This is a genomic window from Ruegeria sp. P8 (assembly GCF_056534665.1).
In genome coordinates this window covers 80,201-103,914 of the sequence record NZ_JBQERC010000002.1, presented here as the reverse complement: position 1 = coordinate 103,914, position 23,714 = coordinate 80,201, and the positions used below count along the sequence as shown (strand labels likewise).

Annotated in this window: 21 protein-coding genes; 10 read left to right on the top strand and 11 right to left on the bottom strand. The window is 57.0% G+C overall.

Annotated features, from left to right (window positions below):
* Positions 1-61: 61 nt before the first annotated feature.
* From murI to ACR0BZ_RS03855, 3 genes are all read right to left on the bottom strand, one after another.
* Entirely contained in the window at positions 62-871 is an 810-nt protein-coding gene (murI, locus tag ACR0BZ_RS03865) for a glutamate racemase (RefSeq protein WP_209596136.1), read from the bottom strand.
* 8 nt (positions 872-879) lie between these two features.
* A complete protein-coding gene (locus ACR0BZ_RS03860) occupies positions 880-1,758 on the bottom strand; it encodes a lysophospholipid acyltransferase family protein (protein WP_480919504.1) in 879 nt (292 codons plus the stop codon).
* 78 nt (positions 1,759-1,836) lie between these two features.
* Complete coding sequence (locus ACR0BZ_RS03855) at positions 1,837-5,256, bottom strand: indolepyruvate ferredoxin oxidoreductase family protein (RefSeq protein WP_480919503.1); 3,420 nt, start codon at positions 5,254-5,256, stop codon at positions 1,837-1,839.
* Between the two features lie 169 nt (positions 5,257-5,425).
* On the opposite strand from ACR0BZ_RS03855, the gene ACR0BZ_RS03850 reads away from it, so the two are divergent.
* From ACR0BZ_RS03850 to grxD, 6 genes are all read left to right on the top strand, one after another.
* Positions 5,426-6,334 carry a LysR family transcriptional regulator gene (locus tag ACR0BZ_RS03850; protein ID WP_480481095.1) on the top strand — a complete coding sequence of 303 codons (909 nt, stop codon included), beginning with the start codon at positions 5,426-5,428 and terminating at the stop codon, positions 6,332-6,334.
* Between the two features lie 269 nt (positions 6,335-6,603).
* The gene (locus ACR0BZ_RS03845; protein ID WP_480919502.1) at positions 6,604-8,850 is read left to right on the top strand and encodes a mechanosensitive ion channel family protein; all 2,247 of its coding nucleotides are present in this window, start codon (positions 6,604-6,606) and stop codon (positions 8,848-8,850) included.
* A 180-nt stretch (positions 8,851-9,030) separates the two neighbouring features.
* Positions 9,031-11,190, top strand: coding sequence for a phosphoribosylformylglycinamidine synthase subunit PurL (purL, locus tag ACR0BZ_RS03840; protein ID WP_480564918.1), 2,160 nt, complete (start codon positions 9,031-9,033; stop codon positions 11,188-11,190).
* Positions 11,191-11,325: 135 nt separating this feature from the next.
* Positions 11,326-11,562 carry a BolA/IbaG family iron-sulfur metabolism protein gene (locus tag ACR0BZ_RS03835; protein WP_267363417.1) on the top strand — a complete coding sequence of 79 codons (237 nt, stop codon included), beginning with the start codon at positions 11,326-11,328 and terminating at the stop codon, positions 11,560-11,562.
* Positions 11,563-11,797: 235 nt separating this feature from the next.
* Entirely contained in the window at positions 11,798-12,088 is a 291-nt protein-coding gene (locus ACR0BZ_RS03830; RefSeq protein ID WP_480558487.1) for a hypothetical protein, read from the top strand.
* Complete coding sequence (grxD, locus tag ACR0BZ_RS03825; protein WP_480481103.1) at positions 12,075-12,437, top strand: Grx4 family monothiol glutaredoxin; 363 nt, start codon at positions 12,075-12,077, stop codon at positions 12,435-12,437. The genes ACR0BZ_RS03830 and grxD overlap by 14 nt, the downstream gene beginning before the upstream one ends.
* Before the next feature lie 6 nt (positions 12,438-12,443).
* Here the strand turns inward: grxD and ACR0BZ_RS03820 are convergent, their stop codons facing one another.
* Genes ACR0BZ_RS03820 through ACR0BZ_RS03810 form a run of 3 tightly spaced genes read right to left on the bottom strand, consistent with a single transcriptional unit; the run spans position 12,444 to position 13,926 of the window.
* Entirely contained in the window at positions 12,444-12,791 is a 348-nt protein-coding gene (locus tag ACR0BZ_RS03820; protein ID WP_480558491.1) for an MliC family protein, read from the bottom strand.
* Complete coding sequence (locus ACR0BZ_RS03815) at positions 12,788-13,183, bottom strand: cell division protein ZapA (RefSeq protein WP_209504034.1); 396 nt, start codon at positions 13,181-13,183, stop codon at positions 12,788-12,790. The genes ACR0BZ_RS03820 and ACR0BZ_RS03815 overlap by 4 nt, the downstream gene beginning before the upstream one ends.
* The gene (locus ACR0BZ_RS03810; RefSeq protein ID WP_480481109.1) at positions 13,183-13,926 is read right to left on the bottom strand and encodes a hypothetical protein; all 744 of its coding nucleotides are present in this window, start codon (positions 13,924-13,926) and stop codon (positions 13,183-13,185) included. The genes ACR0BZ_RS03815 and ACR0BZ_RS03810 overlap by 1 nt, the downstream gene beginning before the upstream one ends.
* 236 nt (positions 13,927-14,162) lie before the next feature.
* Between ACR0BZ_RS03810 and tkt the strand changes: the two genes are divergently transcribed.
* A complete protein-coding gene (gene tkt, locus ACR0BZ_RS03805; RefSeq protein ID WP_480919501.1) occupies positions 14,163-16,187 on the top strand; it encodes a transketolase in 2,025 nt (674 codons plus the stop codon).
* Positions 16,188-16,232: 45 nt separating this feature from the next.
* Here the strand turns inward: tkt and ACR0BZ_RS03800 are convergent, their stop codons facing one another.
* Both ACR0BZ_RS03800 and ACR0BZ_RS03795 read right to left on the bottom strand, forming a co-directional pair.
* A complete protein-coding gene (locus ACR0BZ_RS03800; RefSeq protein ID WP_480919500.1) occupies positions 16,233-16,655 on the bottom strand; it encodes a hypothetical protein in 423 nt (140 codons plus the stop codon).
* Positions 16,642-17,601 (bottom strand): DUF808 domain-containing protein, encoded by a 960-nt coding sequence (locus ACR0BZ_RS03795; RefSeq protein ID WP_480919499.1) that lies wholly within the window; start codon positions 17,599-17,601, stop codon positions 16,642-16,644. Before ACR0BZ_RS03795 ends, ACR0BZ_RS03800 begins: the two co-directional genes overlap by 14 nt.
* Positions 17,602-17,782: 181 nt before the next feature.
* Here ACR0BZ_RS03795 and gap (ACR0BZ_RS03790) point away from each other — a divergent pair, with 181 nt between their 5' ends.
* On the top strand, positions 17,783-18,784 hold the full coding sequence (gene gap / locus ACR0BZ_RS03790; protein ID WP_480919498.1) for a type I glyceraldehyde-3-phosphate dehydrogenase: 1,002 nt from the start codon (positions 17,783-17,785) through the stop codon (positions 18,782-18,784).
* Positions 18,785-19,081: 297 nt separating this feature from the next.
* Positions 19,082-20,086, top strand: coding sequence for a type I glyceraldehyde-3-phosphate dehydrogenase (gene gap, locus ACR0BZ_RS03785; protein ID WP_480485751.1), 1,005 nt, complete (start codon positions 19,082-19,084; stop codon positions 20,084-20,086).
* On the opposite strand, the gene coaD is transcribed toward gap (ACR0BZ_RS03785), so the two are convergent.
* From coaD to ACR0BZ_RS03770, 3 genes are all read right to left on the bottom strand, one after another.
* A complete protein-coding gene (gene coaD, locus ACR0BZ_RS03780) occupies positions 20,078-20,569 on the bottom strand; it encodes a pantetheine-phosphate adenylyltransferase (protein WP_209596116.1) in 492 nt (163 codons plus the stop codon). The two genes, gap (ACR0BZ_RS03785) and coaD, sit on opposite strands and share 9 nt — an antisense overlap.
* An 85-nt stretch (positions 20,570-20,654) precedes the next feature.
* The gene (locus ACR0BZ_RS03775) at positions 20,655-21,092 is read right to left on the bottom strand and encodes a CBS domain-containing protein (protein ID WP_267363439.1); all 438 of its coding nucleotides are present in this window, start codon (positions 21,090-21,092) and stop codon (positions 20,655-20,657) included.
* Positions 21,093-21,152: 60 nt separating this feature from the next.
* The gene (locus ACR0BZ_RS03770; protein WP_480919744.1) at positions 21,153-22,034 is read right to left on the bottom strand and encodes a LysR family transcriptional regulator; all 882 of its coding nucleotides are present in this window, start codon (positions 22,032-22,034) and stop codon (positions 21,153-21,155) included.
* A 125-nt stretch (positions 22,035-22,159) separates the two neighbouring features.
* Here ACR0BZ_RS03770 and ACR0BZ_RS03765 point away from each other — a divergent pair, with 125 nt between their 5' ends.
* Positions 22,160-23,659 (top strand): CoA-acylating methylmalonate-semialdehyde dehydrogenase, encoded by a 1,500-nt coding sequence (locus ACR0BZ_RS03765; RefSeq protein WP_209596112.1) that lies wholly within the window; start codon positions 22,160-22,162, stop codon positions 23,657-23,659.
* Positions 23,660-23,714: the final 55 nt, after the last annotated feature.

Below are 23,714 nucleotides of genomic sequence, written 5' to 3'. Positions count from 1 at the left end.
CGACCGCCGATGCGACGGCCTTGAAATAAGGGAAGCAGAGCGGCTGCGTCCTTGACCTAAGTCAGGCAGCCTGGAACGTGATTTGTCGTCGGAGGAACTGCGTCGCCCGGTCGCTGACAACATTGGGTTTGCCCGTTGTCAGAAAACCACTTGGGCCCTCGCCCAACATGGTGGGATGACGTTGCAGGTAATCTGCCAGACTGTCAGCAACAAGCGCACCCTGGCTGTAAACCTGCACATCTTCACCCAACGCAGCCTGGAATGCTTCGGCCATCAACGGGTAATGCGTGCAGCCCAGAATAGCGGCCTGAGGTTCCGGCATCTTGCGCTTGAGCGCATCCACATGGCTGCGCACCAGGGCTTCGGCCAGGATCATGTCGCCGTCTTCTATGGCATCCACAACGCCGCCACAGGCCTGTGCCTCGACATCCACACCGATGGCCCGAAAGGCCAATTCACGCTGAAAGGCCCGACTGGATACCGTGGCAGGCGTTGCAAACAATGCCACATGTTTGACGGCCACTTCGCGCGGCGGAGAATTGTCGCCCCATTGCCGTTCGGTCAGCGCTTCGATCAACGGGACAAAAACGCCAAGAACGCGTTTGCCGCTGGGCACGCCCTCTTCCTGCATGCGCCGCAACGCTGCGGCGCTAGCCGTGTTGCAGGCCAGAATCACCAAATTGCAGCCACGCGACCACAGATCCTGAACCGCCTTGCGGGTCAGCTGATAGATATCCTCGGCATCACGCACTCCGTAAGGCGCGTGTGCACTATCTGCAAAATACAGGAAATCAACGTCCGGCAGACGTTGCTGCGCGGCGCTCAGGACGGTCAGACCGCCCAAACCGGAATCGAAGATACCTACTGCCATTAGATCCTTCAGGCGCGATGCCGTTCCTCAAACTCATAGCCGTAATCATAAGACTTCAACGGCGTTGGAGACAGCTCATACGTGGCTTTGCGCAGGAAATCCATCATCTTGCGCGTATCCTTGCTGAGCGGGTCCAGAATGTCACGGCGTATCGGCTCTCCGATCACGACTTTCACCGATGTATCAACGCGTTTCTTGAACTCTTTAATCAGCAGGCCCATGCGCAAAGTACTGTGCAGATGGCTGGCGATCTGAAACAGACGAGACGTGTGGCCATCAAAGAAAACCGGAACAACCGTGGCATTCGATTTGGCCACCATCCGCGCGGTAAACCCGCGCCAACCCGGATCCATGGGGTGGGAAAACGGCTTAACCCCGGTGCTGACCGTCCCACCGGGAAAAATGCCGATCGCGCCGCCTTCGCCCAGATAGCTGAGCGCGGTTTTGCGGGTCTCAAGGTTCAGTTGCATCGCCTCTTTCGTTTCATCAAACGAAATTGGCAAAATGATGCGATTCAGGTCTTCGGCCTTGCGAAACACCCGATGAGCCAGAATGCGGAAATCTCCCCGCGTCTCGGACAGGATATGTCCCATCATCAGGCCATCCAGAATTCCGTAGGGATGATTGGCAATCAGGATCAGAGGACCGTCTTTCGGAATATTCGAAAGCGATCCCCCCGCCACGTCCAGAGTCAGCCCATAGCGTTCGACCATCACGGCCCAAAAGTCGCGCCCATTGGCAACGTCTTTCTCGTACCCGTCCGCGCGTTTGATCAGGCGCATACGGCCCGTCGTGTTCTCCATCAGCTTGATAACCATCCGCCCGCCTTTGGTTTCGGCGGAATGCGCGTAGGAAATGTCGCGAACGGCATGACGACGAGAAGGCATATGGGTCTCCGGCTTGCTGCCTGCAAAATAAGTGCAAGTAACAATTTTGCCTAGCTATCGTGACTCGCTTGTGACGTTTTATTCTGCCGCGGCCTGCAACCCTGCCCCTCCGCCGCGAATGACGGCCAGCAATTCCTCGCGCCGCTTGGCTGCTTTGGCCTCGTTCGCGCGCAATACGGGGCCAAACCCACGGATATCCAGCGGCAAACGGGCCAGGGCGGCAATCGCATCGCGTGTGGTCTGCGACACACGCGGCAGAACCTCGCGCATGTCCTTTTCATATTGACGGATCAACGCACGCTCCATCCTGCGTTCCGACGAATAGCCAAAGATGTCCAATGGCGTACCGCGCAGCACCTTCAACCGGGTCAAAAGCTTCAGTGGGCCAAGGATGGCTTCGCCAAACGCACGTTTGCGGGGTCTGTCGTTGCTGCCCGATCCCCCCAAAAAGGGCGGAGCCAGATGGAATGTCATCTTGAAATCGCCATCGAACTCGGCGGCCGCTTTGTCACGGCTTGTCAGAAGAAGGCGCGCGACTTCGTATTCATCCTTGTAGGACAACAGCTTGTGATAGCCTTTTGCCACCGCTTCGCGGATATCCGCATCCTCAACACTGTCGACCAGCTTGCGATACCGCTTGGCCAGCCGCGCACTTTGGTAGTCGGTCAGGTGGCTTGCGCGGGATTCGATCTTCTGATCCAGCGATTTGGGCATCTCGGTTACGGTCGGGGACAGAATGGACTGTACCTCTGCCGGATGAAGAACCGCCCAACGCCCGATATCAAACGCACGCTTGTTTCGTTCAATCGTAGTTCCGTTCAATTCGATGGCATCAAAGATCGCCTGATGGCTGACGGGCAACAACCCGCGCTGCCACGCTGCGCCAAAAATCATCATGTTGGAATAGATCGAGTCGCCCATCACGGCGCGTGCCAACTCGGTCGCGTCAAACAGCGAGACATCTTCTTTCAGTCGTGCTTGAAGAGCCAGTTCCAATTGATCGGCGGGAATGCGGAACTCGGTATTGCGCGTAAAGTCGCCTGTTACCGTCTCATGGCTGTTCACAACGGCGCCTGTACGGCCAGTGCGGGTCAGGCCCAATGTTTTGGCTCCGGCGGATACCACCAGATCACCGCCGATCAGCGCATGGGCTTCGCCGGTTGCGACACGGATGGCGCTGATGTCTTCGGGTGTGTTGGCCAGACGGCAATGGATGTGTACCGCGCCGCCCTTCTGCGCCAAGCCCGCCATTTCCATCATGCCCGCGCCTTTGCCGTCAATCTGGGCAGCTTGCGCAAGGATCGCACCCAGCGTGACAACACCGGTTCCCCCGACACCCGTGATCACCACGTTATGCGTACCGCTGATTTTGGGCAGCACCGGCATCGGCAGGTCGGGCAAGTCGATTTCGGTTGTTGCCTCTTTGCGGATCTTCGCCCCCTCAAGCGTAACGAAGGACGGGCAAAAGCCGTTCAGGCAGGAATAATCCTTGTTGCAGCTTGACTGATCGATGGCCCGCTTGCGCCCGAGTTCTGTTTCCTTGGGAACGATCGACACGCAGTTCGATTGCACCCCGCAATCGCCGCAGCCCTCGCAAACATCGGTATTGATAAACACACGCTTGTCCGGGTCCGGGAACGTGCCGCGTTTGCGGCGGCGGCGCTTCTCGGCCGCACAGGTCTGAACATAAACGATGACCGAAACACCCTCAATCTCGCGGAACTTCTCCTGCACCTGCATCAGTTCCGCACGCTCGAATGTCTGAACACTCGACGGCAGAGCCTTGAAGTTCACGTCTTCCTTTTCGTCATAGACCAGAGCAACCTCACGGACACCCATGGCTTTGACTTCGGCAACGATCCGTTCTGCGGTCAGATCGCCTTCATTCTCCTGCCCGCCCGTCATGGCGACGGCATCGTTAAACAGGATCTTAAAAGTGATGTTCGTGCCCGCAGACAACGCCGCGCGGATCGCCTGAACGCCCGAGTGGTTATAGGTGCCATCGCCAAGGTTCTGGAACACGTGTTTGGTGGTCGAAAACGGGGCCTCACCGATCCAGTTCGCACCTTCACCGCCCATCTGGGTAAAGCCCGTGGTATTCCGGTCCATCCACTGGACCATGTAATGACAACCGATCCCTGCATAGGCACGGCTGCCATCGGGGACTTTGGTCGAACTGTTATGCGGGCAGCCCGAGCAGAAATACGGAAGCCGTGTTGCGATTTCCTGTGCGTTGTCGGCCCGGCGCGCCTCGGACAAAGAGGCCAGCCCGGCCCGAATACCATCGGTTTCACGCCCTTCTTCGATCAGGATCTCACCCAGCTTTTCAGCAATCATGATCGGGTCCAGCGCGCCACGGGTCGGGAACAGTTCATCGCGGTGCAACGTACCGGCGCCGCCCTTGTACCACCCATAAACCCGGCGACCGCGGCGGTCGTCAAAGATAGCTTCTTTGACCTGAACCTCGATCAGCTTGCGCTTTTCCTCGACGATCACGATCAGGTCCAGCCCTTCGGCCCAGTCGTGGAACCCGACCATGTCCAGCGGGAAAGTCTGCCCCACCTTGTAGGTCGTGATCCCCAGCCGTTCGGCTTCGGATTCATCGATGTTCAACAGCGACAGCGCATGGGTCAGGTCTAGCCAGTTCTTGCCCGCGGCAACAAACCCGATCTTTGCACCCGGTTTGCCCCAAATCCGCTTGTCCAGCTTGTTGGCATGCGAAAACGTCTCGGCTGCAAACCTTTTGTAATCGATAACGCGCGTTTCTTGCAGGTGCGGCGTGTCCCCAAGGCGGATATTCAAACCGCCTTCCGGCATATCGAAATCAGGTACGACGACCTGCATTCGGTCGGGGCGACCATCCACAACCGAGGTAACCTCGATTGTGTCCTTCATGGTCTTTAGCCCGACCCAAACCCCGGCAAAACGGCTGAGCGCAAAGCCGTATATTCCGTAGTCGAGGATTTCCTGCACGCCCGCCGGGCTGACGACCGGCATATACATATCTACCAGTGACCATTCGGACTGATGCAACACGGTCGAGCTTTCGCCGGTATGGTCATCACCCATCGCCATAAGCACACCGCCATGTTTGGCGGTTCCGGCCATATTCGCGTGGCGCATGACATCACCGGACCGGTCTACGCCCGGCCCCTTGCCGTACCAAAGCCCAAAAACCCCATCGAACTTGCCGTCGCCGCGCAAGCCGGCCTGTTGGCTGCCCCACAGCGCCGTTGCTGCCAGATCTTCGTTCAATCCGAACTGAAACGTAACATCGCTTTGGGACAACTGCCTTTGCGCCCGCATCATCTGCTGATCAACAGCGCCAAGTGGCGAGCCACGATATCCAGTCACCAGCCCCGCAGTGTTCAGTCCCGCCAGCCGGTCTCTGGCCTTTTGCATCAGCATCAACCGGACAAGCGCCTGTGTTCCGTTCAGAAGAACGGGGCTTTTCTCAAGATCGAACCGGTCGTTTAACGTAATCTGTGGCTGACTCATCAGACGTCTCCCCTCGCCAGATCAGTGTGCATGTACTCAGCGCATTTTAGGTCATAATTTCTGACCTGTATAGGTTTTATGCACTGAACTGTAACGATTTCGGCCTTTGATTGTAGAACTTGTTACCTGTTTCATATAGGCGTTCGAAAAGATAACGAAAGTTGCGGCGATGGATTGGGACAAGCTTAGAATATTTCACGCGGTGGCCGATGCGGGCAGCCTCACACATGCAGGGGACAAGCTCAATTTGTCTCAATCCGCCGTGAGCAGACAGATCCGTGCGCTGGAAGAGTCGTTGGATGCCACCCTTTTTCACCGTCACGCCCGGGGGCTGATTCTCACCGAACAGGGTGAATTGTTGTTCGACGCCACATCCGCCATGTCAAAACGGCTGGACGCAGCTGCCGCACGCATTCGCGACAGTGAAGAAGAGGTCTTTGGCGTTCTTCGGGTCACGACGACCTTTGGGTTCGGCACACTGTGGCTCGCCCCTCGCCTGCCCAAGCTTTATGAACAATATCCTGATCTGAACATCGACCTGATGCTGGAAGAACGAGTTCTGGACCTTCCCATGCGAGAAGCGGATGTCGCCATTCGCATGAAGGAACCCAGCCAGGCAGATCTTGTGCGAAAACGCCTTATGACGGTTCAGATGGCGCTTTACGCGACGCACAACTACATCGAAGCGCATGGCGGAATGCTGAAATCTCTGGAGGATATCCAAAATCACCGGCTGATCTGTCAAACACCCGCGGCACCCCAGGTGGGCGCCAGCGCGGCCATGGTTCGCCACCTTATGACCTACAATCCCGCATCCCTGTTGACGGTAAACAACTACTTCGGCGTCCTTCAGGGAGTGTTGCACAATCTCGGCATTGGGGTTCTGCCAGATTACGTCACACAGGATTTCCCGCATCTTGTGCCAGTTCTGTCGGATGTCGAAACCGCTGACGTGCCGGTCTATCTGGCTTATCCCGAAGAACTCCGACACTCCAAACGTGTCGGGGCGTTCCGCGACTTTGTGCAGGACGAGATCATCGCACAGCGCAAACAACTGAAAAAGATGGGAAAACTTTAGCTATGCATAAATGGCATAGCGGGCATGAGGACATTTCAGGGTTAAATTCCTTGAACGTTTACAATCTGACCCCTAAATGAGCACTCGAAGGCGGTGATGCTGAAACGCTCATCATCTTCATACCTCCCTGTTGGACTACGGCCGAGCTTATTGCTCGGCCTTTTTTTTGCTCTAGGCGTTGCATCAAGTCAGCGAAAGCTCTGGGAAAAATACACGCATAGGCATATGATCCCAAAAAAACGAGATAATTTCGTGTTCGAGGGAGAATCATGTTCCACCCATTCCGCCTTATGTTGGCGATTGTCTGCACTCTATTTTTGGCGGTTCCGCTTTATGCGCAAGATACCGGCTCAACTTCTTCAGTGACCATTCCGGACGATCTAACACCTGAGCAGGTCGATGGTCTGGTTGCCCGCATGTCAGATGACCAGGTGCGCGCCATTCTGTTAGAGCGCCTTGATGCGGTCGCCGAAAAGCAGGCTGCCGAGAAGGCGAACGTGGAAGACCCGCTGACCGAAATCAGTGAGATATGGGCCGAGATGGTCTCGTCCTGGACACATGTTCTGACCACGCTTCCCAATATTGTCACGGCACAGATAACTGCGTTTGGCAATTTCAGCGACACGTTTGGAACGTCCGGCGTCCTTACCCTGTTTGGGCTTGTTCTTTCTGTGTTGATTGCGGGTTTCATAGCCGAGAAACTGTTCATTTTCCTGACCCGTCGCTGGCATGAAGCGACCGAAGTTGGGGATGAGGCCGATCTCAGGGGCGCCATCAGTTACCTGTTCCGCAGGTTCTGCCGCGAAATTGCCGGGCTGATCGTGTTCTATGTTGTCATTCGCGCGATTGGTCGCGGGCTTCTGACACCCGAACAGATCACTTATGCCGCTCCGTTTGTGTTCTATCTGATCTGGATTCCGCGCCTGGGGGCTGCGGCCTCACGTTTTGTTCTGGCACCGGAGAAGCCAAAATATCGGCTGGTGAGTATTGACGACCATTGGGCAAAATATCTGCATCGCAATCTGATCGGGCTGTTGATCCTGATCGGGTTCACACTGTTTGTTGTGCGATTCAACGCCCTAAATGGTATCACAGGGGACGACACACGCATCGCCTTCTGGCTGAATGCGGCAATCCATGTCTATATCGCCGTCATCGCTTGGACCGCGCGCGACGGGTTGTCTCAGATGATGCTGGGAACAGACCCGGACCGCACAAAATTCGATGAAGAAGTTGCGCATTATTATCCCTACTTCGCCATTGGCGTTTCGGTGACAATCTGGCTGCTGGTCGAATTCCTGGTCGCGCAACGCGATCCGTCGACGCTCAGATTGCTTGGAGGTGGTGCGCATTTCACAACCATGTTCTGGTTGCTGATTGCCCCTGCCCTCGACACTTTGATCCGCGGGCTGGTGCGCCACTTGCAGCCGCCAATGTCAGGAGAAGGCCCGCTGGCCGAACGCGCTCATCGCGCGGCCAAGCGCAGCTATATCCGGATTGGGCGGGTTATTGCGGGTTTGGTCGTGGTTTTCATGATCGCCCGCACGTGGCATCTTGACCTGCGCAATGTCGCCTCGGCCGGTGTCAGTGCCGAAGTTGGCGGCGCTGTCATTGAATTCCTTCTGATCATTGCGGTCGGCTACATCCTGAACGAGGTTGTTTCACTATGGATCAACCGCAGGCTGGCCAAGGAACAGACCGCAGCTGAAGCAGTCGACGAGGAAGCAAGCGGTGAAGGCGGCGGTGCCGGGGGCTCTCGTCTGGCGACGGTTCTGCCGCTGATGCGGATTACGGCCCAAGTCACAATTTCGGTAATCTTTGGCCTGCTGGCCTTGGGTGCGCTGGGTATCAACATCACACCGCTTCTGGCCGGTGCCGGTGTTCTGGGTCTGGCCATCGGCTTTGGTGCTCAGAAACTGGTGGCGGATATCGTCGGTGGTGTTTTCTTTCTGGTCGATGATGCCTTCCGCGTCGGCGAATATGTCGATGTGGGCGGAACCACCGGAACGGTCGAAAAAATCTCGATCCGTTCAATGCAACTGCGTCATCACAGGGGGCCTGTGCACACAATCCCTTATGGTGAAATCCAGAAGCTGACGAATTACAGCCGTGACTGGGTGATCATGAAGCTGAAATTCACCGTGCCTTTCGATACCGATCCCAACAAGGTCAAGAAAATCTTCAAGAAGATCGGGGCCGAGATGATGGAGGACGAAACCCACAAAGAAGGCTTCCTGCAACCCTTCAAGTCTCAGGGTGTGTTCGACTTCGACGATGTCGGCATGATCATTCGCGGTAAATTCATGGCAAAGCCCGGCAAGCAGTTCACCTTGCGCAAGGAAATCTTCAACAAGGTCAAGGCCGAGTTCAAGGCCAACGGCATCGACTTTGCCCGCCGCGAGGTGCGCGTTGCAATTCCCGGACTGGAAGAGGTCGAGCATCTGACGCCCGAACAGAAGACTGCTGTTGGCGCCGCAGCTGCTGCCGAGGTCAACAAAGACCAGGGATCGGCGTAACCTTCGGGGTTTACGTCGGCGATTTGCAGCAGGACTGCTGTACGGTTATTCGGAACCGGCCGTGATGCCGGTTCCGTTTTTCTTTGAAAGACGCGACCTGCGCCGTCTTGACCCTTTCCACACGCGCGTGCTTGCCCTACAAGGCGCGCAATCTCGGCCCACTTGGACACAGGACAGAAGATGCAAGAGCCCGCCATCACACCCGATCTGATTGCCGCACATGGGCTCAAGCCCGAGGAATACGACATGATCCTCGAGATCATCGGGCGTGAACCGACCTTTACCGAGCTTGGCATTTTCTCGGCTATGTGGAACGAACATTGTTCTTACAAGTCGTCGAAGAAGTGGTTGCGCACTCTTCCGACCTCGGGACCTCAGGTCATTTGCGGACCGGGCGAGAATGCCGGTGTCGTGGATATCGGCGACGGTCAGGCCGTTGTTTTCAAGATGGAAAGTCACAATCACCCGTCTTACATCGAGCCCTATCAAGGCGCGGCAACGGGTGTCGGCGGCATCCTTCGGGACGTGTTCACCATGGGTGCCCGCCCGATCGCTTCGATGAACGCGCTGTCCTTCGGTGAACCCGGCCACCACAAAACCCGCCAGCTGGTCAACGGCGTGGTCGAAGGCATTGGCGGCTATGGCAACTGTTTCGGTGTGCCTTGCGTTGGGGGCGAGGTCCGCTTTCACCCGGCTTACAACGGCAACTGCCTTGTGAACGCCTTTGCCGCCGGTTTGGCCGACAGCGACAAGATTTTCTACTCTGCCGCGTCGGGCGTGGGAATGCCTGTGGTTTATCTGGGTGCCAAGACCGGACGCGACGGTGTTGGCGGCGCGACGATGGCCTCGGCCGAGTTTGACGACACCATCGAGGAAAAACGCCCTACTGTTCAGGTGGGTGATCCCTTCACCGAGAAACGCCTGATGGAAGCAACGCTTGAGCTGATGCAGACCGGTGCCGTGATCTCGATTCAAGACATGGGTGCCGCGGGCCTGACCTGTTCCGCGGTTGAGATGGGCGACAAGGGCGGTCTGGGCGTACGTCTGGATCTGGAAAACGTCCCCCAGCGCGAAGAGAACATGACAGCTTATGAAATGATGCTGTCCGAATCTCAGGAACGCATGCTGATGGTTCTCAAACCCGAACTTGAGGCCGAGGCCCGCGCCGTGTTCGAAAAATGGGATCTCGATTTCGCAATCGTTGGCGAAACCATTGCCGAAGACCGCTTCCTGATCATGCACAACGGTGAGGTCAAGGCCGATCTCGTCCTGTCCAAACTGTCTTCGACCGCGCCCGAATATGATCGCCCTTGGGTGCCGACGCCCGAAGCCGAAGAACTGGCTGAAGTGCCTCAGATCGACCCGATTGACGGCCTGCGCGCCCTGCTATCGTCGCCCAACTACGCGGGCAAGCAGTGGGTTTATGAGCAATACGACACGATGGTAATGGCGGATACAAACCGGACACCGGGCCTGGGTGCGGGTATGGTGCGCGTGCACGGCACCGACAAGGTGCTGGCGTTTACCTCTGACGTGACCCCGCGCTACGTCCGCGCCAACCCGGTTGAAGGCGGCAAACAGGCGGTGGCCGAAGCCTACCGTAACCTGACGGCTGTTGGGGCGAAACCGTTGGCTACCACCGACAACCTGAACTTCGGCAACCCGGAAAAGCCCGAAATCATGGGTCAGTTTGTCGGCGCCATTCAGGGCATCGGCGCCGCAGTCGGCGCGCTGGATATGCCGATCGTGTCAGGCAACGTGTCACTGTATAATGAAACCGACGGTCAGGCGATCCTGCCCACCCCCACAATTGGCGCTGTCGGGCTGCTGAAACACAGTGATGAAATCATCGGCAATGAGGTGCGCGAAGGCCACGTGGCTTTGGTGATCGGCGAAACCAAAGGCCATCTGGGTCAGTCCGCCCTTCTGGCCGAGGTCTTCAACCGAGAAGATGGCGACGCGCCACATGTGAATCTGGACGCCGAGAAACGCAATGGTGATTTCATTCGCGCCAATCGTGGAATGATCAAGGCCTGCACAGACCTGAGTGATGGCGGTCTTGCGCTTGCGGCCTTCGAACTGGCCGAGGCGGCCGGGGTTGGCGTTTGTCTCGATGATGCACCGACGGAATTCCTGTTCGGGGAAGATCAGGCACGGTATCTGGTCGCGTGCAACTTTGATCAGGCCGAGGCGTTGATGATCGCGGCAGGTCAGGCAGGTGTGCCGCTGGTCTCTGTAGGTCGTTTTACTGGAGATACCGTCAGGATCGGCGGTTCGGAGGCCTCGCTAGAAGACCTGACGACCGTTTTCCGCAACAGCTTTGCCGACGCCGTCGCCTGATCAGGCTGAATAAATCTCGCTCGAAACCTGCGTTCTGAATAAGCGCAGGTTTCGTCGTTTTGGCATATTCATGTGCCCTTGCGCGCCCGGTTCAGGCGCTCTACATCTTTGGAAAGACCTTCAGGAGTTACCTACATGCCGATGAGCGCCCATCAAATCGAACACCTGCTGCGAGAAGCTTTTCCTGACGCGGATATTCAGGTCGGCGGCAACGACGGTGTTCATATGTCCGCCATGGTGGTGGACGAGAGCTTTCGCGGCAAAAACCGGGTGCAGCAACAACGCGCGGTTTATGCCGCGCTGAAAGGCAAGATGGATGGCCCAGATGGTGAGCTGCACGCGCTGGCGCTGACGACGAAAGTACCTGAGTGAGTGCAACCGTCTGGATATACGGCATTTGTGGACTGATTGCCTTTGCCGGCAGCGCCTTTATTATCAGATCGGCAATGAAAAATAGGCGCTCCGACAAAATTCGGGGTGTGAAACCTGGTCACGGAGACCAATTGATAGACCACGGAACCGTGTTGGGAGGCGGCGGTGGTCATGTAACCGTGTCTCGGGTCACCAGAGACCCACAGGCCTACGCCAAAGCGATGGTTCCCAAAAAATGAGTTCATGGCAGGTTTGGATATCAGCAATCGCAGCTTTGATAGTTGCCGCCGCGCTGATCGAAGCCTATGTGAAGCGGAACAGAAAACGCAACCTCGCCGACATGCGTCCAGATCCGGGTGAACTCAGCAAAGTGGGCGGCCTTGAGAGGTACGGGCTTGATCCGGTGGAAATGGCGCAGGCCGAACACCGGCGGCTTGAAACGGAAGGATGGGCACCCAGTTTGCCCAGTGATGGAACAATCCCCGCAGGTGCGGATGAAAAGGAAAAACAAGATGACCGACGTTAAGACCCAGATCGACCAAACCGTCAAAGCCAACGATGTGGTGCTGTATATGAAAGGCACCAAGGAAATGCCGCAATGCGGGTTCTCCTCGCGCGTGGCTGGCGTGTTGAACTACATGGGCGTTGAATACACGGATGTGAACGTTCTGGCCGATGAAGAGGTGCGTCAGGGGATCAAGGATTATTCCGACTGGCCCACTGTGCCCCAGCTTTACGTCAAAGGTGAGTTTGTTGGCGGCTGCGATATCATCACCGAGATGACTCTGTCGGGCGAACTGGACGCGTTGTTCGACGAAAACAACGTCGGCTACAACAAGGAAGCAGCCGACAAAATTCGCGAAGCAAACGCGTAATCCAGCCTAACGGCTGGAACAACCCCGGTAGATATCCTGCTCAACGGCGGCGCCTGCCGCCAAATAGCTTACGGACGCGTCCCACCCTTTCGAGCGCAGGATGTAGGTTCCACCATCACCAATGGATTCGTAGCGGATACCAGACCCGCTTTGGACTTGACGCATCACAACCAGAGAATTGTCCACCAAGGTTGCCGCTGCACCCGTACTGTCCGGCGCGTTGAAATAGGTGACAGGCAGCGGTATTCCGTTTTCACAGGTGAAGGTGACAGACAGAATATCGATCTCAGCCAATGCTGTTGTCGCGGGCGCAATCAGCGCCACCGCACAGATGAATTTGCGCAGGAACTTCATCGTGCCTTTTTCTCCTCAACTACTGCGGCCAGCGCTTCGGCCCGTGCGGCCAGTTCGGCCAGCGTATCTGTAACGGATGGTGGAACCACAGCCACTTCAATGCGCTCAGGTTCGGGCGCCGGGGCGCTTCGCAGCGCCTGAAGCTCGGCTTCGGCTTCGGCCAGTTTCCCTTCGAGCGACTTGACCTTGTCCTCTGTTGCCGCAGTCTTGTCGGCCAGCATCAAACCGGCCATCAGCAACATGCGGGATTCCGGCATACGACCGATCTGATCGGACAGCACCTGTGCCTCGTCGTCCAACACTTTGGCGGCAGCGTGCAGAAAGGGCTCTTCCCCGTCCCGGCAGGATACGTCAAAACCGCGCCCGCCGATATGAATGGTCACTTCGGGCATTACTCTACCTCACCTTCAACAAGTTTCGCCTGCGACAGCAGAGGTTCCAACCTTGCAAGAACGGCCTGCGCTTCGGCGGCGTCTGACGCCTGCGCCGCGCGCGTTGCTTCCAGTTCCGCGACGGTGGCCCGGTTCAGCAGCTCGGCATCTGCGACACCTTCGGCGGCGGCGGCGCGCAATTCGTCTATCGCAGTGCGCAACTGCTCGTTTGCCTTGCGCATCCGTTGCAGATCGTCGTCCAGCCGCGACATTGCAGCGCCGTGGCTGGTCCGTTCAGCGCGCAGCATCTCAAGCTCGGCGCTCAGGTCGTCGACGCGGACAGTGTCTGACAGTTCTTCCTTTAGACGGCTGTTTTCCGCCTTCAGCGCCTCCAGCTCGGTGCTATTGTCCAATGCGGCCTTGGCTTCGGCCAGTTCAGCGCGTGCGGCTTCGACCGATGCGATTTTCGCACGGGCTTCTTCCAGCTCGGATCGCAGAGCGTCTGTTTCGGCTGTATCGGCCGGAGCGGTTCGCAACTCCTCAAGATCGGCACGCAACCCGTCCACTTCCTGTTCGTGCTGTTCCTTCAGGGTTCTCAGACGTTCCTGAAGCTGCGCGTTCGCAACTTTTTCATCTTCAAGCGCTGCCTGGAGGCCGTCATCTGGCCGGGCATCTACGGTCGCACCGCCCAATGCGTCGACGCCCGCTCCGATACGGTCCATCGCCGCAATAATGCGGTGCTGTAATTCCTCAAGTTGGCTCATGCCCCTGTCACCTCTTTATCAAGGTTCATTCTGTTGCGAAGCGATCCGAATCAAAATCGAATCCCGCCTGCCGCCAGTCTAACGGAATGCGACAGAAAATACCCACTGTTTGCTTTCAACCACTTGGGCCACGCACTTCAAGCAATCCAGGCGGATAAACCCCGGTTCTGCTTGCACTTTGAGTGCTGAGTGGTATTGAGCCCGCAATCTGCTTTTTATCCAAAGGAACAACGCCCGTGGACCTGACTGCGCTGCGCAATGCCAACCCCGAACACTGGGACAAAGCTGCGGCCATCCGCACATTGACCCTTGATGCCGTCGCCGCTGCAAACTCCGGACATTCCGGTATGCCCATGGGCATGGCTGATGTCGCCACCGTCCTGTTCGAAAAGCATCTGAAGTTTGACGCCTCGGCCCCGAACTGGCCGGATCGCGACCGCTTCATCCTGTCCGCCGGCCATGGTTCGATGCTGGTCTATTCGCTGCTGTACCTTACGGGATATGCAGATGTGACGCTGGAGGAGATCAAGAATTTCCGCCAGTTGGGCGCAAAAACCGCAGGCCACCCAGAAAACTTTCTGGTCGCTGGTGTTGAAACCACGACCGGACCGCTGGGTCAGGGTATCTCGAACGCCGTGGGCTTTGCGATGGCCGAGGAAATCCAGCGCGCGCATTATGGCAAGAAGGTTGTCGACCACTATACCTATGTCATCGCGGGCGACGGCTGCCTTATGGAAGGCGTAAGCCAGGAGGCAATCACCCTGGCCGGTCGTCACGAGCTGAGCAAGCTGATCGTCTTCTGGGACAACAACAACATCACCATCGACGGCACCGTCGACATCGCCGACCGCACCGATCAGGTTCGCCGCTTTGCGGCCTCGGGCTGGCATGTGATCGAAATCGACGGTCATGACCCCAAGGCCATCGACGCAGCCATCGTTCAGGCGAAGAAGTCGAACAAGCCGACCATGATCGCGTGTAAAACCCACATTGCTCTGGGCCACGCGGCGCAGGACACGTCAAAAGGGCACGGCGCGCTGACCGATGCGGATCAGCTGAAGGCCGCCAAGAAGGCTTATGGCTGGGCGCATGACGCGTTTGACGTGCCTGCCAGTGTCAAATCCGCATGGGAAGCTATCGGTGCGCGTGGCGCTGCCGAGCGTTCGGAATGGGAAGAGCGTTTCGCACAACTGTCCGAGCGTAAGCAGGCTGAGTTCACCCGCGCATATGCATTCGAGGCCCCCAAGCGTCTGGCCGGAGCCATTCGCGCTTTCAAAAAACAGATGTCCGAAGATCAGCCGAAACTGGCCACCCGTTCGTCTTCGGAAAAGGTCCTGAACGTTGTAAACCCGATCATGACCGAAACCGTTGGCGGTTCGGCGGACCTGACCGGGTCAAATAACACAAAATCGGCCGATATGGGCGTGTTCCTTCCGGAAAACCGCAAGGGTCGCTATATCCATTATGGTATCCGTGAACACGGCATGGCGGCGGCGATGAACGGAATGGCGCTGCATGGTGGTATCCGCCCCTATGGCGGTACATTCATGGCCTTCACCGATTATGCCCGCCCGTCCATGCGTCTGGCGGCGCTGATGAAGATCCCTTCGGTTTTCGTGATGACCCATGACTCGATCGGTCTGGGCGAAGACGGCCCGACCCACCAGCCGGTCGAGCATCTGGCAATCTCTCGCGCAACACCCAACACTTTTGTGTTCCGCCCCGCTGACACCATTGAAACCGCCGAGTCATGGGAACTGGCGCTGACCTTCAAGGACAGCCCGTCGGTCCTGTCGCTGACCCGTCAGGGTGTTCCAACGGTACGTACCGAGCACAAGACCAAGAACCTGACCTCACAGGGTGCTTACGTTCTGGCCGAAGCAGAAGGTAAGCGTCAGGCAATCCTGATCGCCACAGGTTCCGAAGTGTCGCTGGCCATGGAAGCCAAAGCGATGCTCGAGGCCGAGGGCATCGGCACCCGCGTCGTCTCGATGCCGTGCATGGAGCTGTTCGCACAGCAGGATGAAGCTTACCGCAAGCGCGTCCTTCCGGCGGGTCCGGTCCGCGTTGGTATCGAAGCCGCGGTTCGCGCTGGTGGCTGGGATCGTTGGTTGCTGGGTGAACGTGGCCGCGAAGCCAAAGCCGGGTTCATCGGCATGTCCAGCTTTGGTGCCTCGGCCCCTGCGGGAGAACTGTACAAGCATTTCGGCATCACCGCCGAAGAGACCGTAGCAAAGGTCAAGGAATTGTTGGGGCTGTAAATCAGTCCCACCTGATCGAGCAAAGGGCGGCCTTGGCCGCCCTTTTCATTTGGGTTCAGCCTTTACCCGAAGCGCAAGTTCTTCAAAGGCTTTTAGAGCGTAGTCCAGTCGCAACTCATACCGTCCTTGCACCACCACTTTCTCAGGTGCTTGCAGGCCGAGGCAAGACAATGCTTGGCGAAGATGTGTTCCAGACAGCTGAACATAAGTAGCCGATTGACCCACTAAAGCGTTGAAAAAGCGTCCCCCGAACCAACGGCTACGCTCCTGCGCCCTGAAAGCGGTATCAACACGAAAATGCAAGAAACTGTACAGCTCGGATTCATCGAATGGGACCTCGTCGGCAGCAACACTCAAAGCAGAAATAATTGAGGATCTGCCGTTTGATCCGCGGGTGCCCACTTTTCGATTAAGCGGGCCATCGATGGTCGTGCCCAGACGGTAACGGGTCAATTCAGTGTTTCGCATTCTTACTTAACAGTGGTGCTATGATCCGGGTTGCAACAGGGATCAAAACCAATCCCCAAGCCAAACCAAATACGCCATCCATCGTGGCCTTGGATACCCACTCAACCGCGCCAACCCATTGATCAGACACAGTATGCCCAATGGCATAGGCCCAATCATGGATATGATGGCCCAACCATTCAAAGCCCAACACCTCCATCCCGTGGATGACGATCGAGCCCCCCACCCACAGCATCGCCGCTGTTCCGACAATGGACAGTGTTTTCATCACCGCGGGCATTGCCTTGACCAACCCTCGGCCCAGACCGCGACCGATAGGTGTCGGCGCGTTCTGCGCCAGATAAAGCCCAACATCATCCATCTTCACGATCAACGCCACCGAGCCATAAACCGCCACCGTCACGCCAATCCCCACAACGGCCAAAGTTGCGGCTTGCATCCAAAGGTTCGGCGCTTCAATCGCCGCCAGTGCAATGGTCATAATCTCGGCTGAGAGGATAAAATCAGTTTTGATCGCGCCCTTGACCTTCTGTTCTTCCAAGTGGCCCGGATCCCGGTTTTTCATGTCTTCCTCTATGACGTGACTTCCATGAGGAAACAGAACGTGAAAAATCTTCTCGGCGCCTTCAAAACACAAATATGATCCACCCAGCATCAACAGTGGGGTGATCAGCCACGGGGCGAAATTGGCCAGCAGCAAGGCTACCGGCAACAGGAGTATGATTTTGTTGAAAACCGAACCGCGCGCGATACGCCAGATGATCGGCAATTCGCGCGCCGGGGCAAAGCCTTGAACGTATTTTGGTGTTACCGCAGCGTCGTCAATGATCACACCGGCCGTCTTGGCCCCTGCCTTGCCCGCCGCGGCCACGACATCGTCCACCGATGTCGCCGCAACCTTGGCGATCCCGGCCACATCGTCCAACAAGGCCAAAAGACCACTCATTGCGTTTCCTTTCCCAATCACTGCCGCATCTGGACCCTACCTGATCCAACGGCTAGCGCAAGCGTTAGCGCAACCGTCGCAGGTTTGCGCTAACACCTTAAAAATATGCCGTTTTTGCCCTTTTGAGATTCCCATTTCGCCGCTATATGGCCCTCAACGCAAGCGCATCAGGAGACGTCACATGACCATCAAGGTCGGTATCAATGGTTTTGGCCGTATTGGCCGCTGCACCCTGTCGCACATCGCCGCGTCGGGGCGTAACGACATCGAAGTGATCAAAGTCAACGCAACCGGCCCATTGGAAACCTCTGCGCATCTGCTGAAATATGACAGCGTTCATGGGCGTTTCCCGCGCGAAGTTTCAATCGAAGGCAACACGATGGATCTGGGTCGTGGCCCAATGCAGATGTTTTCGACCTACGATATGAATGAACTGGACTGGGACGGCTGTGACGTCGTTCTGGAGTGCACCGGTAAATTCAATGATGGCACCAAGGCCAAAACACATCTGGATCGCGGTGCGGGCAAGGTGCTGCTGTCCGCCCCCGGCAAAAATGTGAACAAGACCATCGTTTTTGGTGTGAACCACAACACCCTGACCGCGAACGACAACATGGTGTCGAACGGCTCCTGCACCACAAACTGCCTGGCCCCGCTAGCCAAGGTGCTGGACGAGGGTGTCGGCATTGAACATGGCATCATGACCACCATTCACGCCTATACCGGAGACCAGCCCACGCTGGACCGTCGCCACAGTGATCTCTATCGCGCCCGCGCTGCCGCAATGTCGATGATCCCGACCTCAACCGGTGCTGCCAAAGCTTTGGGTGAAGTTCTGCCAAACCTGAAAGGCCGTCTGGACGGGTCCGCCATCCGGGTTCCTACCCCGAATGTTTCTGCGGTTGACCTGACGTTCCGTGCGTCGCGTGACACCTCGGTGACCGAAATCAACGCAATCGTCGAAGAAGCAGCCAAAGGCCCGATGCAGCGTGTTCTGGGATATGAGCCCGCGCCTCTGGTATCAACCGATTTCAACCACACCGAAGAAAGCTCGATCTTCGCACCCGACCAAACCCGTGTCGTCGATGATCGCATGGTGCGCGTGCTGGCCTGGTATGACAACGAGTGGGGCTTTTCGGTTCGCATGGCAGACGTAGCCGTCGCCATGGGCCGCCTTAACTGACCCTTCGGACTTCGCTTGTACGTTGGTGCCCACTCAGGTTATCTGAGCGGGCATTTTCATTCGGAACCGACATGAACAATCAAATTGCTATGTGGCTTGGCGTCCTATTGCTTGGGGGCATGATGCTGGACGTGGCCTTGTATGGTACCGAGCACATGTTGTTCCTCGGTAAGAAGCTATACGACTTTCTGGATTGGCTCGCTTTTTGGCGATGACTGAGGTTTTTCTTGACATTTCTCTTGATCTGTAATTGTTAGCGCTAACTCATATGGCTGAGATATTTGTACGGAGCGAACCATGACCCTGAAACTAGCGATCAACGGATTTGGACGGATCGGGCGCGGGGTTCTGCGCGCGGTGATGGAAAGCGGGCGTACAGACGTTGAGATCGTCGCGATCAACGACTTAGGCAAGCCCGACATGAACGCGCATCTGTTCGAGTTTGACAGCGTTCATGGCCGTTATCCCAACCCTGTCACGCTTACAGACGCCGGCCTGGATGTGGGGCGCGGCCCGATCCGCCTGAGCAGTGAGCGTAATCCCGAAGACCTGCCATGGTCTGATATCGACGTTGTTCTGGAATGCACCGGGGTTTTCCGCACACGCGAAGCGGCTGAACGTCACTTCAAGAACGGATCACGGAAAGTCCTGATCTCAGCCCCTGCACGGGGTGACGGCGGTGTGAAAACCATCGTCTTTGGCGTCAACGACAGCGAGTTGACGGCCGAAGATCTGGTCGTTTCGAACGCATCCTGCACCACGAATTGCCTTTCTCCGGTTGCCGCAGCGCTGGACGCTGGTCTTGGCATCAAACATGGCAACATGACCACCGTTCACGCCTATACCGCCAGCCAGCCTGTGCATGACACGGTTGGAAAAGACCCCTACCTGTCGCGCGCCGCAGCCCTGTCGATGATCCCTACTACAACCGGTGCAGCCGCCGCTGTGGGGCTGGTACTGCCGCAACTCAAGGGCAAATTGACCGGTCAGGCCATCCGGGTACCAACCCCGAACGTTTCGGTCGTTGATCTGGTTGCCGAGGTTTCGCGCCCAACGACCGAAGATGAGGTCAATCAACTGTTCATTGATGCCGCAGCAAAGATTCCCGGTGTTCTGGCGGCGGAAAGCCGTCCTCTGGTCTCTGTCGATTTCAACCACGACTCGCACAGCTCGACCGTGTCACTGGCAGAAACCAAAGTCACCGACGGTACGCTGGTTCGCGTGTTGGCCTGGTATGACAACGAATGGGGATTTTCGAACCGGATGCTGGATACGGCCGCCGCGATGGGTGCCCTAGCCTAACCGCTCACGCAGTGCCGCATTGACACGGGGCGTGACGAATTTCGACACGTCTCCGTTCAAACGGGCAATTTCTTTCACCAGTTTTGAAGCAATCGCCTGATGGCGTGCCTCGGCCATCAAAAAGACAGTCTCGATCGAGTCGTCCAGTGCGCGGTTCATACCAACCATCTGGAATTCATACTCGAAATCCGCGACAGCGCGCAAACCGCGCACGATGATCTGTGCACCGACATCCCTTGCGCAATCGATCAATAGGTTTTCGAAGGGATGAGCGATGATTTCTGTGCCGGTTTGTTCGGTCAGTTCGGCGCATTCGGCCTCGATCATCGCGACGCGCTCTTCCAGCGAGAACAAGGGGCCTTTGTCCCGGTTGATAGCGACGCCAATGACAAGTTTATCCACCAATGCAGCCGCCCGGCGAATGATATCGATGTGCCCTATGGTGATAGGGTCAAAGGTTCCCGGATACAAACCAACCCGCATCACGCCCTCCTGCGCAATAAAATTTCTGCGCAAGCAAACACAACTTTGCTGCAGGTGCAAGTGATTGCTTTGGCACCCCTTGCTGTTAGTGCCCCATTATCATGCCTTCCAGGGCATCTTTTTCCATCGCCAGTTCGGCCAGCTGGGCCTTTACCACGTCACCAAGTGTGACGATGCCGATCAGTTTACCGTCTTCGACAACCGGCATATGGCGAAAGCGCCCTTCTGTCATGCGGGCCATGATATCCTGAACCGAGGCCTGACGCGTCGTCGTGATCAGGTCCTGCGTCATGTAGGATTTTACAGGCTGGTCGAGACAGCCACTACCGCTGGCGGCAAGCTCGCGGACGATGTCGCGTTCAGACAGAATTCCAATCGCGGTTTCTCCGCCATCGTCAGAAACAACAACCGTCCCGATCCGCTTTTCCGCAAGAATCTTCGAGGCTTCTGAAACCGTCGCCATTGGCGCCACCGTTACAACGCCGTCTGTCGCTTTGGACGTCAGGATAGCCTGTACCAACATGAAGAATTCCTCCGGAATAATAACACTTATTCCAAAGCGTTGCGCGATTGTGGCGACCTGTCAAGCACCGGCATCTGCTTCCAATCGAAGCACTTCCTCGCGAATACCGCGCGTCAGGGCATCGGCAAAGCGGTTCAACCGTTCGTTGCGCTGATCTCCTTCATGCCGGACCAGATAGAAACTGCGCGTCAGACTCACTTGATCCGTCAGGATTTTCCGAAGCCCCGGATGGAACGGCAACGTAAAGTCATGCGCCACGCAAACGCCAGTTCCCAAACTGACCTGCCGCAATTGCACCGAGACCGAGTTCGATGCAAGCGCGACACGGTCAACCCCAATATCGTTCAGGTAATCCAGTTCGCGGTCAAAGATCATGTCGGGAATGTAACCGATCAACCGGTGCCCCTTGAGGTCAGCGACCGAGTGGATTGGTTCGTGACGTTTCAGATATTCATCGGTCGCGACCATATGCAGTTTGTAATCACTGACTTTCTTGACCAAAAGCTGCCCTGCGGTTGGCGCGCTGACAGTCACGGCCATATCGGCCTCGCGACGGGACAGGTTGATCACCCTCGGCAGAGCCAGAATCTGAATATCCAGTTCCGGGTTTGAATCGCTGATCCTGGCACAGACTTGGGGCAACAGGTAATTTGCGCTGCCATCTGGCGCGCCTATTCGGATTTGCCCGCTGAGTGATTTCGTGGATCCGGCCACAGCTCCGGCCGCTGCGCGCATCGCCTCTTCTGCATGCAACCCATGCTCCAACAGGCGCTGCCCTGCCGGTGTCAGGACATATCCCTGCTGCGACTTTGTGAACAACGCAGAATCCAGCGTCGTTTCCAATCGCGCAACACGTCGCCCCACCGTAGCGGGATCGATTTTCAGGACACGACCTGCGGAAGAAAGACTTTCCTCGCGTGCCACGGCCAGAAAGATCCGCATATCATCCCAGTTTGGGGTCACACCATTAACCTTTGCATTTTTGCAAAACTCTTTTGAGATATTGCCTCTGTTCGCGGGATTTCTGCAAGCCTATTGTGCGCACAAATCTATCGGAGGAGTTATTGATGCAAGATCTGACCCATTTCCTGAACGGCGAAATGGTCGCCGGTACATCCGGTCGTTTCGACAACGTCTACAACCCGGCTACGGGCGAGGTTCAATACAAGTGCCCGATGGCAAGTGCTGCGGAAACCACGGCGGCCATTGAGGCCGCAGCCGCTGCCCAGCCGGAATGGGGCGCAACCAACCCTCAGAAACGTGCACGTGTCATGATGGCAATGGTCGGCCTGATGAACCGCGACATGGACAAACTGGCCGAGGCACTAAGCCGCGAGCACGGCAAGACCATTCCCGATGCCAAGGGCGACTTGCAGCGTGGTCTGGAGGTGATCGAATACTGCATCGGTGCACCGCAGATGCTGAAGGGCGAGTTCACCGACAGCGCAGGCCCCGGCATCGACATGTATTCCATGCGCCAGCCGCTGGGTGTCGTGGGTTCGATCATGCCCTTTAACTTCCCTGCGATGATGCCCCTGTGGCATGTCGGTCCTGCACTGGCCTGCGGTAACGCCGTTGTTCTGAAACCGTCCGAGCGTGACCCCTCGGTTCCGCTGATGCTGGCCGAACTGTTTGTCGAAGCCGGTCTGCCCAAGGGTGTGTTCCAGGTCGTGAATGGTGACAAAGAGGCCGTTGATACGATCCTCGACAGCGAGATCATTCAGGGCGTCAGCTTTGTAGGGTCTACCCCGATCGCTCAGTATATCTACAGCCGTGCCACCGCAAACGGCAAACGCGCCCAGTGTTTTGGCGGTGCCAAGAACCACATGATCGTCATGCCCGACGCCGATCTGGATCAGGCCGCCGACGCGCTGGTCGGTGCCGGGTTTGGCGCAGCAGGCGAACGCTGCATGGCAATCTCTGTTGCGGTTCCGGTTGGTGAAGAAACCGCGGACAAGCTGATCGAAAAGCTGATCCCGCGCGTCGAAAAGCTGAAAGTGGGCCCCTACACCGCTGGTGACGATGTCGACATGGGTCCTGTAGTAACCGCCGCCGCGAAAGAGCGTATCCTTGGTCTGATCAATTCGGGTGTCGAGCAAGGCGCAAAGCTGGTCGTCGATAACCGTGATTTCAGCCTGCAAGGTTATGAGGACGGCTTCTTTGTCGGCCCGCACCTGTTTGACCACGTCACTCCGGACATGGACATCTACAAACAGGAGATCTTTGGCCCGGTTCTGTCGACTGTCCGTGCAGGTTCCTACGAAGAGGCGATCGGCCTGGCGATGGACCACGAATACGGCAACGGCACAGCGATCTTTACCCGCGACGGTGACACAGCGCGCGATTTTGCCAGCCGGATCAATATCGGCATGGTGGGTATCAACGTTCCGATCCCTGTTCCGCTGGCTTATCACACTTTTGGTGGTTGGAAAAAATCCATGTTTGGCGATCTGAACCAGCATGGCCCGGACAGCTTCAAGTTCTACACCCGCACCAAAACAGTAACCGCACGCTGGCCGTCGGGCATCAAGGAAGGTGGCGAGTTCAACTTCAAAGCCATGGACTGATTTCAGCCTGCATGACTATGGAACCCGGCCCTATTCAGGGCCGGGTTTTTGCATT

Excerpts from the sequence above, each read along its gene's own strand:
- murI (WP_209596136.1), bottom strand. The coding sequence starts at position 871 with ATGGCAGTAGGTATCTTCGATTCCGGTTTGGGCGGTCTGACCGTCCTG.
- ACR0BZ_RS03860 (WP_480919504.1), bottom strand. The coding sequence starts at position 1,758 with ATGCCTTCTCGTCGTCATGCCGTTCGCGACATTTCCTACGCGCATTCC.
- ACR0BZ_RS03855 (WP_480919503.1), bottom strand. The coding sequence starts at position 5,256 with ATGAGTCAGCCACAGATTACGTTAAACGACCGGTTCGATCTTGAGAAA.
- ACR0BZ_RS03850 (WP_480481095.1), top strand. The coding sequence starts at position 5,426 with ATGGATTGGGACAAGCTTAGAATATTTCACGCGGTGGCCGATGCGGGC.
- ACR0BZ_RS03845 (WP_480919502.1), top strand. The coding sequence starts at position 6,604 with ATGTTCCACCCATTCCGCCTTATGTTGGCGATTGTCTGCACTCTATTT.
- purL (WP_480564918.1), top strand. The coding sequence starts at position 9,031 with ATGCAAGAGCCCGCCATCACACCCGATCTGATTGCCGCACATGGGCTC.
- ACR0BZ_RS03835 (WP_267363417.1), top strand. The coding sequence starts at position 11,326 with ATGCCGATGAGCGCCCATCAAATCGAACACCTGCTGCGAGAAGCTTTT.
- ACR0BZ_RS03830 (WP_480558487.1), top strand. The coding sequence starts at position 11,798 with ATGAGTTCATGGCAGGTTTGGATATCAGCAATCGCAGCTTTGATAGTT.
- grxD (WP_480481103.1), top strand. The coding sequence starts at position 12,075 with ATGACCGACGTTAAGACCCAGATCGACCAAACCGTCAAAGCCAACGAT.
- ACR0BZ_RS03820 (WP_480558491.1), bottom strand. The coding sequence starts at position 12,791 with ATGAAGTTCCTGCGCAAATTCATCTGTGCGGTGGCGCTGATTGCGCCC.
- ACR0BZ_RS03815 (WP_209504034.1), bottom strand. The coding sequence starts at position 13,183 with ATGCCCGAAGTGACCATTCATATCGGCGGGCGCGGTTTTGACGTATCC.
- ACR0BZ_RS03810 (WP_480481109.1), bottom strand. The coding sequence starts at position 13,926 with ATGAGCCAACTTGAGGAATTACAGCACCGCATTATTGCGGCGATGGAC.
- ACR0BZ_RS03800 (WP_480919500.1), bottom strand. The coding sequence starts at position 16,655 with ATGCGAAACACTGAATTGACCCGTTACCGTCTGGGCACGACCATCGAT.
- ACR0BZ_RS03795 (WP_480919499.1), bottom strand. The coding sequence starts at position 17,601 with ATGAGTGGTCTTTTGGCCTTGTTGGACGATGTGGCCGGGATCGCCAAG.
- gap (WP_480919498.1), top strand. The coding sequence starts at position 17,783 with ATGACCATCAAGGTCGGTATCAATGGTTTTGGCCGTATTGGCCGCTGC.
- gap (WP_480485751.1), top strand. The coding sequence starts at position 19,082 with ATGACCCTGAAACTAGCGATCAACGGATTTGGACGGATCGGGCGCGGG.
- coaD (WP_209596116.1), bottom strand. The coding sequence starts at position 20,569 with ATGCGGGTTGGTTTGTATCCGGGAACCTTTGACCCTATCACCATAGGG.
- ACR0BZ_RS03775 (WP_267363439.1), bottom strand. The coding sequence starts at position 21,092 with ATGTTGGTACAGGCTATCCTGACGTCCAAAGCGACAGACGGCGTTGTA.
- ACR0BZ_RS03770 (WP_480919744.1), bottom strand. The coding sequence starts at position 22,034 with ATGCGGATCTTTCTGGCCGTGGCACGCGAGGAAAGTCTTTCTTCCGCA.
- ACR0BZ_RS03765 (WP_209596112.1), top strand. The coding sequence starts at position 22,160 with ATGCAAGATCTGACCCATTTCCTGAACGGCGAAATGGTCGCCGGTACA.